Genomic DNA, 13,139 nt, shown 5'->3' on the forward strand with positions numbered 1-13,139 from the left:
CACTTTTCCACCGCTGGCCCCCGTTTTTCCCTGGGACGGTCTGTTCACCGGCCGACATCAAAACGCCACGCTTCTGGCCGCTTCAGGGCTTTCCAGCGGCGCTGTCCGTGCCCGAACGCCAAAAACCCCCGTCCAAGAAAGGCCGTGGGCGGGGGCTCCTGGTTGATCAGACGGGCTTCAGCCCTGGTCTCAGAAGCCCATCACCTTGGCGACCACGTCCACCTCCGGCGCCAGGCCGGCATGGAAGGCGCCGTCGCTGTGATCGATCGCGGTGCCGGGATCCTTCAAGCCGTTGCCGGTGAGCACACAGACCACCGTGGCTCCTGCCGGCACCTCCGCTGCCCGCTGCAGCAGGCCGGCCACCGAAGCGGCGCTGGCGGGTTCGCAGAACACCCCTTCCTCCCGGCCCAGCAGCTTGTAGGCCTCCAGGATCTCCTGATCGGTGACCGCATGGAAGGCCCCGTTGCTCTGCTCACGCACCGCCAGGGCCTTTTCGCGGTTGGCCGGGTTGCCGATGCGGATCGCCGTGGCGATGGTGTCCGGTTGCTCCACCGTGTGGCCCAGCACCAGGGGGGCGGAGCCGCTGGCCTGGAAGCCCATCATCCGGGGCAGCCGCTGGCTGTGCCCGGCCTGCCGGTACTCCTGGAAGCCCATCCAGTAGGCGCTGATGTTGCCGGCATTGCCCATCGGGATGCACAGCCAGTCGGGGGCATCGCCAAGCGCATCGACCACCTCGAAGGCGGCCGTCTTCTGGCCCTGCAGCCGGAAGGGGTTGAGGGAATTGACCAGGGTGACGGGGTAGCTGTCGGCCACCTCGCGCACGATCGCCAGCGCCCGGTCGAAGTTGCCCTTCACCGCCAGCACCTCGGCGCCGTACATCAGCGCCTGGGCCAGCTTTCCCTGGGCCACGTAGCCATCGGGGATGAGCACGAAGGCGCGCATGCCACCGCGCTTGGCATAGGCCGCGGCCGCGGCGGAGGTGTTGCCGGTGCTCGCGCAGATCACCGCTTCAGCGCCGGCTTCGCGCGCCTTGCTCACCGCCATCGTCATCCCCCGGTCCTTGAAGCTGCCGGTGGGGTTGAGGCCGTCGTACTTGAGGAACACCTTCACGCCGCGGCCCACGCGCGCCGCAATCGCCGGCGCGGGGATCAGCGGGGTGGCGCCTTCGCGCAGCGTGATCACCGGCGTGCGATCGCTGACCGGCAGCCAGGGGCGGTAGGCCTCGATCAGCCCCGGCCAGTCCTGCAGCGTGGGCTTCGCGCCCAGGCGCCTGAGGGCAGAGAGCAGCGGCACGGGCGCGACGGAGCAGGCTGTGGCGAATCTACGCGGCGGTTAAGAAGCGCCGAGAGAGCTCACCGCCCTGAGAGCTGGCTTTGGGGCCTGGAGCGATTCAGGAGCCCTTGGCATCGGGTGCGCTGGCGGGTGGCTGGCCGGGGGCGCTGGCTGGAGGGCTGGTGGACGGGGCCGGGGGGCCGGAGGGCCGTTCATTGCCCTCCCGCAGGCCGTCAAGCGGGGATTCGGAGAAGAACCGCACCAGATCGGCGATCGAATTGGTTTTGCCCACCAGGCTGAGCAGGGCCGGGATGTTGATCGCCAGCTCGTTGGCGGGGTAGGCCCTCAGAAAGCCGGTGGGGGTGAGGGTGCCATTGCCGTTGCTGATGCCGATGATCAGGGCGGAGCGGAGCGCCGGAACGCCGGTGCCCGGTGCCCGCAACGGCGCGAAGATGCCCGCCAGGCGCTGCAGGATCGCCTCGCCGATGCGGGTGGACAGCAGACGGCTGGTAAGCACCAGCGGCAGGGTGATCTTCTGGTTCAGCAGCCGTGCCACATCTTCCGGGTTCTGGCGGCCGATCTTGAGCACGTCGGCCAGCAGGCCGCGTGCCTGGCCGGTGGCGGCCAGATGGTCGAGATCAGCGACCGGGATCGAGCGCCGGAAGGCGCCGCTGACGAAAACCAGTTGCTCGGCCGCCTGAAGACTCGGAGCGGCCGTGCTCAGCGAGAGCCCGAGCAGGACCCCCAGGACGTTGGGGCGGATGCGCAACTGAAACTCCCTGGCTGGACGCTGATCCTAGAAGCTGCCGACCGGTGCCATTCCAGCGGCTCGACGGGTTTCCGGCGCCACCAGCACGTCTCGCAGCAGGCGCACCACCCCCCGCTCCGCCAACCCCTGGGCCAGCTGCAGCCCCATGCGGCGCAGGTCGGGTTCCGCCAGCAACCGTGGCAGCCGGCGCAGCAGCAGACGGGGTTCGAAGCCCGGCACATCGCGCAGCACCACCAGGAGTTGCTGCACGGGTTCAAGATCCAGCAACTGGGCGTCGATCGCACTCATCCGCTCCATGCCCCGCAGGCCCGGTGGCTGGAGCCGTGTCGGCAGCCGCCTCCCCATCGCCTGCACGGCCCGCCAGCCGAGCGCATCGAGCCGGTCGACCATCGCATCGACCAGCTGCTGGCGCAGCATGCCTCCCTTGGGCGAGAAGAGGAAATCGAGCACCTGATCCAGCAGACCCTCCACATCCAGCTGGTCTTGAAGGGAAGCGCTGCTGATCAGATTTTCCAGCCGCTGCCAGCGGAACTCATCACCATCAAAGAGCATCTCGCGCAGGCTGCGGCGCAGATCCGGATCCGGATCCTCCATCAGCCGGCGGGCGAAGTAAGGGTAGGCCGCACCGAGAATCTTGAACTCCGGATCCACACTCAGGGCAATGCCTTCAAGCGTGACCAGCGAGCGGATGATCAGGGCGTAGTAAGGCGGCACCTGAAAGGGGAAGCGGTACATCACACCGGAGAGATCGTCGGTGACCGCCTTGAAATCCATCCGGCTCACTCCCATCTCCAGGGCCTGGCCGAACACCGATTCGAACGCCGGCACAATCGGCTCCAGATTCACCTCTTCGCCCAGAAAACCGAGCTGCACGAAATCGGTGGAGAGGGCTGAGAAGTTGCGGTTCACCAGGTGCACCACCGCCTGGATCAGCCCGGTGCGCGATTCGCGGCTCACCTCGCTCATCATGCCGAAATCCAGGTAAGCCAGGCGGCCATCCGGTAGGGCCAGCAGATTGCCGGGGTGGGGATCGGCGTGGAAAAAGCCGTGCTCCAGCAGTTGCTGCAGGCTGCAGTTCACGCCGATCTGCACCATGTGGTCGGGGTCGATGCCGAGCGAGCGCACCGCCTCCAGATTGGTGAGTTTCACCCCATCGATCCACTCCATTGTGAGCACGCGGCGGCTGGTGGCCTCGTGATAGATGGCCGGTACGGCGATGTTCGGGTTGTGCTGGTGGAGCCTGGCAAAGGTTTCGGCGTTCCTGGCTTCGTTGAGATAATCCATCTCCTCGAATACCCGCTTACCCAGTTCATCGATCAGGGCCACCAGATCGCTGCGCACCAGGCCTACATTCCGGTTGATCCAGGCGGCGATGTTGCGCACGATGTAGAGATCGAGCGTGATCTGCTCGCGCAGACCAGGGCGCTGCACCTTCACCGCCACCGCCTGGCCGTCCTTGAGCGTGCCCCTATGCACCTGGCCGAGTGAAGCGGCGGAGATCGGCTCGCGATCGAGCTGGGCGTAGATCTCGGAGACGGGCGCACCCAGATCTTCTTCGATGCAGGCCATGGCCAGTGCACCGTTGAAACCGGGCAATTGATCCTGCAGCTGGGCCAGCTCCTCCAGCAGCACCGGCGGCACGATGTCGGGCCGGGTGGAGAGGGCCTGGCCGGCCTTGATGAAGGCGGGACCGAGCGCCACCAGCAGCTGGGCGCATTCGCGCGCCCGCTCCCGGGCCCGGTCGGGGTTGCTGAGCAGGCCGGTGAAGCGATCGACGGCCACACCCACCAGGAACAGACTGATGGGCATCAGGGTCTGCCAGAGCCGCAGCAGCAGACGCCGGGGGTGACCGGCGTAGAGGCGGGTGATCGCCGCCGGGTCGTAGCTGAGCAGGCCGGCGGCTTCGATGAAGTCGCTGAGCTCCGCAGGGGTGCTCACATGGTCGGAGCGAACCATCACGGGGCAGATCGATCAACCCCTTCTAAACGAATCTCAGCGTCGCTACGGTCGGGCAGACGGCTGAGGCACCGGGTGCTCACGGGACTGCGCCTCGAGAACATCGCGCTGGTGGAGAGCCTGGAGCTGGAGTTCTCCACGGGCTTCACCGTGCTCACCGGTGAAACCGGTGCCGGCAAGTCATTGCTGCTCGATGCCCTCGATGCCCTGCTGGGCGGCGGCTCCGGCGTGCGCCTGCTGCGCAAGGGCACCGAGCGGAGCCTGATCGAAGCCCAGTTCACCACCACCGCGCCGGTGCAGGCCTGGCTGCAGCAGCAGCAGCTGGATCAGCAGCTTGCCGGTCCCGAATCCGATGGCCTCGATCAGAACGGAGACGAGCCTGCCGACCCACCGGTGGACCTGGTGCTCAGCCGCGAATGGCGCAGCAACGTCGAGCGCATCCAGAGCCGCAGTCGCATCAACGGCGTGGTGGTGAACCGCCAGCAGCTGCTGGAGTTGCGGCCCTTGCTGCTGGACCTCACCGTGCAGGGTCAGACCCAGGAACTGGCCCGTCCCGGCCAGCAGCGTCAGTGGCTGGACCGCTGCGGTGGTGACGCGCTGGCCACCTGTCTGGGGCCGGTGCGGCAGGCGGTGCGCAGCTGGCGCCAGGCGGCCGCTCGGCTGGAGCAGGCGCGGGCGGACCGCGACCGGCTGGAGCGGGAACGGCAGGAGGCCTGCCAGCAGCTCGAGGCGCTGGAGGCTGCCGCCCTCGACGACCCCAACGAACGCCTGCGGCTGCAGCAGGACCAGGACCGCCTCGCCCATGCGGTGCGGCTGCAGGAAGGGGTGATGCTGCTGCTGGGACGGCTGGTGGAAGGGGCCGAAGAGGCCCCGGCAGCGCTCGATCATCTGGCCGCCTGCGAACAGGTGCTGCAACAGCTGGCCGGCTTCGACGCCAGCCTCGGGCCCCTGGTGGAGCGCTGTGGCGAAGCGCTGCAGGACGTGCAGGACCTGGCCCGCGACCTGGAGCGCTATGGCGGTGCCCTCGACAGCGATCCCTCCAGCCTGGAAGCGGTGCAGGAGCGGCTGGCCCTGCTCAAGGGATTGGAGCGCCGCCACGGCCGCGATCTGGCGGGGCTGATCGAGCAACGCGACCAGCTACGCATGCGCCTCAGCGGTGGGGCTGCCGCCGCCCTCGAAGCTCTTGAGGCCGATGAGCAGCAGGCCCGCCTGCTGCGGGATCAGGCCTGCAGCCTGCTCAGCGCCCAGCGGCAGCGGGCGGCGCGGCAGCTGGAGGAGCAGCTGACGGCCTCGCTGCGGCCGATGGGCCTGGCCGATGTGCGCTTTTCGGTGGCGATCGAGCCGACGCCCCCGGCGGAGGAGGGGGCCGATGCGGTCACCTTTCTGTTCTCCGCCAACCCTGGCCAGCCGCTGGCTCCCCTGCGGGAAGTGGCCTCCGGTGGCGAGATGAGCCGCTTCCTGCTGGCGCTGAAAACCTGCCTGGCGGCGGCGGATCCGGGTGTCACCCTGCTGTTCGATGAAATCGACAGCGGCGTGAGCGGCCGCGTGAGTGGCGCCATCGCCGCGCTGCTGCGCCAGCTGGCTGCCCAGCGCCAGGTGTTCTGTGTGACCCATCAGCCGCTGGTGGCCGCCGCTGCCGATCACCATTTCCAGGTGAGCAAGGCGGTGGAGGCGGGCCGCACCCTCACCCGGGTGCGCCCGCTGCGGGACACCCAGGCACGTCAGCAGGAGCTGGCGGAACTGGCAGGGGGCGACTTCGGTGAGGCCCATCGCTACGCGGCCGGGCTGCTGGAGCGAAGCTGAGCGGAGCGCCGTTTCCGTTGCCGTCGAGGGGCGGCACCCTGCCCATCAGGAGACACCCGTAGACTCAGACGCTCTAGACGAGGCCGGATGCCCCGCGCGAGCATCGTTTCTGGGCCCAAGGGCACATCGTCTGAGCCTGACGCCACGTCGACCACAGCCAGCACCACGGTCCCGGCCCTTGACAAGGAAGAGGCGGCGAAGCTGCGCTCCCTCAACGGCGGCGCCCTCGAGGACGTGATCCGTGTGCGTGGCGCCCGCCAGCACAACCTCAAGGACGTGGATCTCACCATCCCGCGCAACCGGCTGGTGGTGTTCACCGGTGTGAGCGGCAGCGGCAAGAGCTCGCTGGCCTTCGACACGATCTTCGCCGAAGGGCAGCGCCGCTACGTCGAGAGCCTTTCCGCCTACGCGCGCCAGTTCCTCGGTCAGGTGGACAAGCCCGATGTGGATGCGATCGAGGGGCTTTCCCCGGCGATCTCGATCGACCAGAAGTCCACCAGCCACAACCCTCGCTCCACCGTCGGCACGGTCACGGAGATTCAGGACTATCTCCGCCTGCTGTTCGGGCGCGCCGGCGAACCCCACTGCCCTCAGTGCGACCGCTCGATCCGGCCCGAGAGCATCGACGAGATGGTCGACCGGATCTCCTCCCTGCCGGAGGGCACCCGCTACCAGCTGCTGGCGCCGGTGGTGCGGGGCAAGAAGGGCACCCACACCAAGCTGCTCAGCGGCCTGGTGGCCGAAGGATTCGCCCGTGTGCGCATCAACGGCGAGGTGCGCGAACTCTCCGACAACATCGAGCTCGACAAGAACCACGCTCACAACATCGAGGTGGTCGTCGACCGGCTGGTGGCGCGAGAGGGCATCAACGAACGGCTCACCGACTCCCTGCGCACCTGCCTCAAGCGCGGCGACGGCCTTGCGCTGGTGGAGGTGGTCCCCAAGACCGGCGAGCAGCTGCCGGAAGGGGTGGAGCGTGAGCGGCTCTATTCCGAGAACTTCGCCTGCCCCGTGCACGGCGCCGTGATCGAAGAGCTGTCCCCCCGGCTGTTCTCGTTCAACAGCCCCTACGGCGCCTGCCCCGATTGCCATGGCCTCGGCCATCTGCGCAAGTTCACCGAGGAACGGGTGGTGCCCGATCCCGCCCTGCCGGTGTATGCGGCGGTGGCGCCTTGGAGTGAAAAGGACAACAGCTACTACTTTTCCTTGCTGTTCAGCGTGGGGGAAGCCTTCGGTTTCGAGATCAAGCAGCCCTGGAACCAGCTCACCAAAGACCAGCAGCAACTGCTGCTGCACGGCAGCCCTGAGCCGATCGCCATCAAGACCGACAGCCGGTACACCAAGAGCCAGGGCTACCTGCGCCCGTTCGAAGGCATCCTGCCGATCCTGGAGCGGCAGCTGCGCGACGCCAGCGGCGAGGCGATCCGCCAGAAGCTGGAGAAGTACCTGGATCTGGTGCCCTGCGGCACCTGCCATGGCCTGCGGCTGCGTCCTGAGGCGCTGGCGGTGAAGGTGGGGCCGTATGCGATCACCGATCTCACCAATGTGAGCGTCGCCGACACGCTGCAGCGGATCGAGTCATTGATGGGGGTCGGGGAGGCGGAAGGGGCGGACCCCCTGCTCAATCCCCGCCAGATCCAGATCGGCGATCTGGTGCTGCGTGAGATCCGCATGCGCCTGCGCTTCCTGCTGGATGTGGGCCTCGATTACCTCAGCCTCGACCGCCCGGCCATGACCCTCTCCGGCGGAGAGGCCCAGCGCATCCGCCTCGCCACCCAGATCGGCGCCGGGCTCACCGGCGTGCTCTACGTGCTGGATGAACCCAGCATTGGCCTGCACCAGCGCGACAACGACCGCCTGCTCAACACCCTCTTCCGGCTCCGCGACCTGGGCAACACCTTGATCGTGGTGGAACACGACGAGGACACGATCCGCGCTGCCGACCACCTGGTGGACATCGGCCCGGGCGCGGGCGTGCACGGCGGCCGGATCGTGGCCGAGGGCACGCTCGAGAACCTGCTGGCGGAGGAGGACTCACTCACGGGGGCCTACCTGAGCGGGCGGCGCTCGATTCCGACCCCGCCCGAGCGGCGCACCAGCAGCAGCCGCAAGCTCTCACTGCTCAATTGCTCCCGCAACAACCTGCAGGGGCTCGATGTCGACATTCCGCTCGGCCGCCTGGTGGCGATCACCGGGGTGAGCGGCAGCGGCAAGAGCACCTTGATCAACGAACTGCTCCACCCGGCGCTCGAGCACAAGCTGGGCCTGAAGGTGCCGTTCCCGTCCGGTCTCGATGAATTGCGGGGCATTCAATCGGTCGACAAGGTGATCGTGATCGACCAGAGCCCGATCGGCCGCACCCCCCGCTCCAACCCCGCCACCTACACGGGCGCCTTCGATCCGATCCGCCAGGTGTTTGCCGCCACGGTGGAGGCCAAGGCCCGCGGCTATCAGGTGGGCCAGTTCAGCTTCAACGTGAAAGGTGGACGCTGCGAGGCCTGCAGTGGCCAGGGCGTGAATGTGATCGAGATGAATTTCCTGCCCGATGTGTATGTGCAGTGCGATGTCTGCAAGGGGGCGCGCTACAACCGTGAAACGCTTCAGGTGGCCTACAAAGGCCACACGATTGCAGATGTGCTGCAGATGACGGTGGAACAGGCAGCCGACGTGTTCAGCGCCATTCCCCAGGCGGCCGACCGGCTGCGCACCCTGGTGGATGTGGGGCTGGGCTACATCAAGCTGGGCCAACCCGCTCCCACGCTCTCCGGCGGTGAAGCCCAGCGGGTGAAGCTGGCCACCGAACTCTCCAAGCGGGCCACCGGCAAAACCCTCTATCTGATCGATGAACCCACCACCGGCCTGAGCTTCTACGACGTCCACAAGCTGATGGATGTGATGCAGCGCCTTGTGGACAAGGGCAACTCGATCGTGGTGATCGAACACAACCTCGATGTGATCCGTTGTGCCGACTGGTTGGTGGATCTGGGCCCCGAAGGCGGCAACAAGGGGGGCCAGATCGTGGTGGCCGGCACGCCGGAGCAGGTGGCCGAGCATCCCACCAGCCATACGGGCCGCTACCTCCAGCAGGTGCTGGCTCAGCATCCACCGGTGGCCCTTTCGGCCTGAAGCCATCACCACCAACCGACCAACGGCCAGCGGGAGGGGATCATGGAGGCATCACCGCTCCAACGTCGTGGCCCAGCGTCGATTCAAGCCGGCGGCAACCGCCCTGCTGACCGTTGCCGGGCTAGTGGGGGGCCTCGCCTTGGCGCCCTCCCGTGCCCAGGCGCTGGAGCGGGTGCAGATGCGGCTGCCGCTGCTGGATACCGACTTCACAGTGAAGCTGAGCGAGCTCAGCAGCCCTGCCAGCCTGTTGGCCGGCAACAGCGACCTGGCCGAGCTGGACCGCGCCACCGATGGAGCGGTGGGCCGCAAGTTCGTGGACCTGTTCAATGCCCCGCTGCCGCTGCAGGTGACGGCCGTGGTCGACACCTCCGCGACCTCGCCCCTGCTCAATCAGGCCCTGCTGCTGGTGTCGGCGCTCGGCGGCATCGACGGCCTGCCGGAGCCGTTCACCGGGGAGGATCTTTCCAGGGTGCTGGACCAGGCGGCGGCCAAGGGTCCGCTCACCATGCTCACTGTGCTGCGGGCCCTGCCCGGAAAAACGGCCACGATCGATCTGGGCCGCGCCCTGTTCGCCGTGCAGCGGCTGGCGCGGCAGCAGCAGCCGGCCGATACCCTGCTGGCCGCGCAGCCGGCGGCGGCGGAAGATCCGGCCCTGCGCTCAGCGGGTCCACTGGCCACGCAACGCGCTGAACTCACGATTCCCGTGGCCTACCGGCCCCAGCCGTTGTCCGTGGTGGTGGTCCGCCCGACCACAGGCGCCAACAACCGCCTGGTGGTGATCTCCCACGGTCTGTGGGACAGCCCGGAAAGCTTTGAGGGCTGGGGGCGCCATCTCGCCAGCCACGGCTACACCGTGCTCCTGCCCCGCCACCCCGGCAGCGACCGGCAGCAGCAGAGCGCCATGCTCTCCGGCAAGGTGCCGCCGCCGGGCCCGGAGGAGCTGCGGATGCGGCCCCTGGATGTGAGCGCCGTGATCGATGCCGTCGCTGCCGGTGGCCTGGGCCTGCCGCCCGGCATCCGCACCGACTCCGTGGTGGCCATGGGCCAGTCGTGGGGCGCCACAACCGTGCTGCAGCTGGCCGGTGCCAAGCCCAGCGACACCCGCCTGACCGAGTTCTGCAACGACCCCTTCGATCCTTCCAGAAATCTCAGCTGGATCCTGCAGTGCAGCTTCCTCACCTCTGCCAATACCGCCGCGCTGGCGGATCCCCGCATCAAGGCGGTGGTCGCGGTCAGTCCGCCCATGTCGCTGCTGTTCGCCTCCGGTGCGGCCCAGTCCATCTCCAGCCGCGTGCTGCTGGTGAGCGGCAGCCGTGACTGGGTGGTGCCCGCCGGGCCTGAGGCGATCACGCCGATGACCCTGGAGGCGCGCAATGCCGGCGGTGGGCACAGCCTCGTGCTGGCCAAAGGCGGCGATCACTTCAATCTCGGTTCCACCTACGAGGTGGGTGGTGGGGCGCTGCGCGGCTTGCTCCTGGCCTGGACCAACGCCGCCTATGCGGCCGGGCCTGCGGTCGCCCCGCGCTCGGGTGCCCCGCAACTGCTACCAGCCAATGGCTGGGGCGACAGCGCTATTCCCTTGGTGGACGTGACCGGCGCCCTGCGTGGTCGCACCCCCTGAAGCTGAACCAGAGCGGGCTGGTGGCCGGTCCGCTCAGAAGGCCGGCAGTTCTTCGCTGTCGCTGCTGGCGGGGTGGTTGGTGTTGGTGTCCGGCATCCAGTAACTCAGGTCGTCCTGCCAGAAGAGCCGCCCCGGCAGGCGGTTGGTGCTGAGCTTGGTGGAGCCCATGGTGGAGAGCAGGGCGCCCAGCTCCATCGGCGTGAGATCGGTTTTTACGTTCTCGCCGGCCAGCTTGATCAGCGCCGGATACTGGGCCACCGTGCCGGGCTGGGCCAGCTTGCGGAACACTTCCCGCAGCACCATCTGCTGACGCTCCATGCGGCCGAGATCGCCCAGTTCATCGTTGCGGTAGCGCAGGAAGCCTTCAAGGGCTTCGCCCTTGAGCAGCTGCACGCCCGGGTAGAGGTCAATGTAAAGGTCCTGGCGGCTGTCGGTGTAGTACATCCGCTTGGGCACATCCACCTCCACACCGCCCAGGGCATCGGCCAGCTTCTGCACGGCATTGAGGTTGACCAGCACGTAGCGGTCCACCGGAGTGCCCAGCAAGCTGGTGAGCTGTGCCTTCACTTCCTCCACACCACCCATGGCATAGAGGGCATTGGCCTTCAGCACGCCGTGCTGGTCGGATTCGATAAAGGTGTCCCGCGGCACCTGGGTCAGCCGGGTGATGCCGTCCTGCACCTCCACGGTGAACATCACATCGGTATTGGCGGCCACGTGATCGGTGCCCAGCACCACGATGCGGTGCTGGTCGAGGCCGAGGGGCGCCACCAGGCTGCTGACCGAGGGGGCCGCTTTCATCAGCCCGGCCATCAAGGCGCCCAGCAGCTGGGGAAGGGGCCCGGTGACGAGCAGGCTCAGGCCCACTCCACAGGCCAGACCCAGCAGCGCAGAGGGGCGATGCAGACGGCGACGGGGGCTCTTGCCACCATTGCCCCGGCGCGGTGCACCTTCCGCCGGCGCGCCTTCCTGAAGGCCAGCGGCAGGGTCAGCCGTCGACCCAAGGTCTTGGACCCGGGCCGTGACGGAGAGAGGGCTACGACGCGACTGGGCCTTGGGCATTGAGGTTTCCGATGGCCGCACCATAAAACCCATTCCCCTGGCTGGCCAGGTCAGGGACCTGCCACCACCTCCACCCGGGCGGCGGCGCGATCGGCCCGCTCCCGTGCCTCAGCCAGATCGGTGCCGCGCGCCAGGGCCACACCCATGCGCCGGTGGGGCCGTGCTTCCGGCTTGCCGAACAGCAGCACGGTGGTGTCGGGTTCGGCCAGGGCTGCCGCCACGCCGGTGTAGGCCACGCTGCTGAGCTGCTCGCCGGCCAGGATCACCCGGCTGGCGGCGGGACCGGTGGATTGGATGGCGGGGATCGGCAGCCCCAGCACGGCGCGCAGGTGCAGTTCGAACTCGCTGAGGTTCTGGCCGGCCAGCGTCACCAGGCCCGTGTCGTGCGGCCGGGGCGAGAGTTCCGAGAACACAACCGCACCGGGGTCCGTGGAGCCGGCAGCACCGGTGAGGAAGAACTCCACGCCGAACAGTCCAGCACCGCCAAGGTGATCGGTGACCTTCAAGGCCATTGCCTGGGCTGCCTCCAGCTGAGCCGGTGCGAGGCAGGCGGGCTGCCAGCTGCATTGGTAGTCGCCCCGTTCCTGCACGTGGCCGATCGGCGGGCAGAACAGCGTGGGGCCGTTCCACTGCCGCACTGTGAGCAGGGTGATCTCCTGCTCGAACTGCAGGAACTCCTCCACGATCACCCGCGCACCGGCCCCGCGCGCGCCCGCCAGCGCCGCCTCCCAGGCCGCCGCGATGCCTTCGGGGCCCTGTACCACGCTCTGCCCCTTGCCCGAGGAGCTCATCACCGGCTTCACCACCACGGGCCAACCGAGCGGCGCGGCGGCGGCGGCCAGTTCCTCGGCGCTGCTGGCATAGGCGAAGCGGGCGGTGCGCAGGCCCAGGGTGCCGGCGGCCAGATCCCGGATGCGATCACGGTTCATGGTCACGGCTGTGGCCTGCGCCGTGGGAATCACGGTGACGCCTTCCGCCTCCAGTTCAGCCAGGGCATCCACGGCCAGGGCCTCGATCTCCGGGATCACCAGATCCGGCCGGTGGCGCCGCACCACGGCCAGCAGCGCCGCCGCATCGGTCATCGGGATCACCTCCGCCGCATCGGCCACCTGCATGGCGGGCGCACCGGCGTAGCGGTCGACGGCGATCACGCGGCAACCGAGGCGCTGGGCGGAGATGGCCACTTCTTTGCCCAGCTCGCCGCTGCCCAGCAGCATCAGGGTGCGAGGGAAGGTGGGCGCCGTCATCACGGGGGGGCAGGTGCCCTTGATCCTGCTCCCCCGCTTGGCCCTGCTAGAAGAGCAGCGTGTCGGCCCCGCCTGCCTTGATCGTTTCGCCCGCCGTTCTGGCCTTCGCGTCCACCGGTGACGGCGTCGATGGGCTGCCGTTCGGATGGACGATCGACGGCCTGCAGAATGGTGTGCTGATCTATCTCGGCCTCTCTTCGCTGGCGTTCGTGATCGTGTGGCTGGTGGGCTTCCTGCGTCGCTCCTGAGCGCCGCGACCTCCCCGCCGCGACCCACTGCTTCA

9 protein-coding genes are annotated in these 13,139 nt (G+C 68.2%); 4 read left to right on the forward strand and 5 right to left on the reverse strand.

What is annotated here, in order from left to right; translation table 11 throughout:
- Window positions 1–189 precede the first annotated feature (189 nt).
- The 3 genes from thrC to ACXMDP_RS01345 all read right to left on the reverse strand — a co-directional run bounded on the left by thrC (window position 190) and on the right by ACXMDP_RS01345 (window position 3,997).
- Window positions 190–1,248: a threonine synthase gene (gene thrC, locus ACXMDP_RS01335; protein ID WP_255100710.1), complete on the reverse strand. Its 1,059-nt coding sequence runs from the start codon at window positions 1,246–1,248 to the stop codon at window positions 190–192.
- Between the two features lie 142 nt (window positions 1,249–1,390).
- Window positions 1,391–2,041, reverse strand: a complete 651-nt coding sequence (locus ACXMDP_RS01340; protein WP_259728995.1) for an alpha/beta hydrolase — start codon at window positions 2,039–2,041, stop codon at window positions 1,391–1,393.
- Between the two features lie 27 nt (window positions 2,042–2,068).
- Window positions 2,069–3,997, reverse strand: coding sequence for an ABC1 kinase family protein (locus tag ACXMDP_RS01345; protein ID WP_259728994.1), 1,929 nt, complete (start codon window positions 3,995–3,997; stop codon window positions 2,069–2,071).
- Window positions 3,998–4,072: 75 nt separating this feature from the next.
- Between ACXMDP_RS01345 and recN the strand changes: the two genes are divergently transcribed.
- From recN to ACXMDP_RS01360, 3 genes are all read left to right on the forward strand, one after another.
- Window positions 4,073–5,800 carry a DNA repair protein RecN gene (gene recN, locus ACXMDP_RS01350; protein ID WP_259728993.1) on the forward strand — a complete coding sequence of 576 codons (1,728 nt, stop codon included), beginning with the start codon at window positions 4,073–4,075 and terminating at the stop codon, window positions 5,798–5,800.
- An 87-nt stretch (window positions 5,801–5,887) separates the two neighbouring features.
- On the forward strand, window positions 5,888–8,926 hold the full coding sequence (gene uvrA, locus ACXMDP_RS01355; protein WP_259728992.1) for an excinuclease ABC subunit UvrA: 3,039 nt from the start codon (window positions 5,888–5,890) through the stop codon (window positions 8,924–8,926).
- Window positions 8,927–8,993: 67 nt separating this feature from the next.
- Window positions 8,994–10,547, forward strand: coding sequence for an alpha/beta hydrolase family protein (locus ACXMDP_RS01360; RefSeq protein WP_259728991.1), 1,554 nt, complete (start codon window positions 8,994–8,996; stop codon window positions 10,545–10,547).
- Between the two features lie 33 nt (window positions 10,548–10,580).
- On the opposite strand, the gene ACXMDP_RS01365 is transcribed toward ACXMDP_RS01360, so the two are convergent.
- Together ACXMDP_RS01365 and purT are read right to left on the reverse strand one after the other, a co-directional pair.
- A complete protein-coding gene (locus ACXMDP_RS01365) occupies window positions 10,581–11,609 on the reverse strand; it encodes an LCP family protein (protein WP_259728990.1) in 1,029 nt (342 codons plus the stop codon).
- A 50-nt stretch (window positions 11,610–11,659) separates the two neighbouring features.
- Window positions 11,660–12,856, reverse strand: coding sequence for a formate-dependent phosphoribosylglycinamide formyltransferase (purT, locus tag ACXMDP_RS01370; protein WP_259728989.1), 1,197 nt, complete (start codon window positions 12,854–12,856; stop codon window positions 11,660–11,662).
- Window positions 12,857–12,915: 59 nt separating this feature from the next.
- Here purT and ACXMDP_RS01375 point away from each other — a divergent pair, with 59 nt between their 5' ends.
- A complete protein-coding gene (locus ACXMDP_RS01375) occupies window positions 12,916–13,104 on the forward strand; it encodes a cytochrome B6 (RefSeq protein ID WP_233132866.1) in 189 nt (62 codons plus the stop codon).
- Window positions 13,105–13,139 lie beyond the last annotated feature (35 nt).

The sequence above is a fragment of the Cyanobium sp. ULC065 genome (assembly GCF_977927515.1).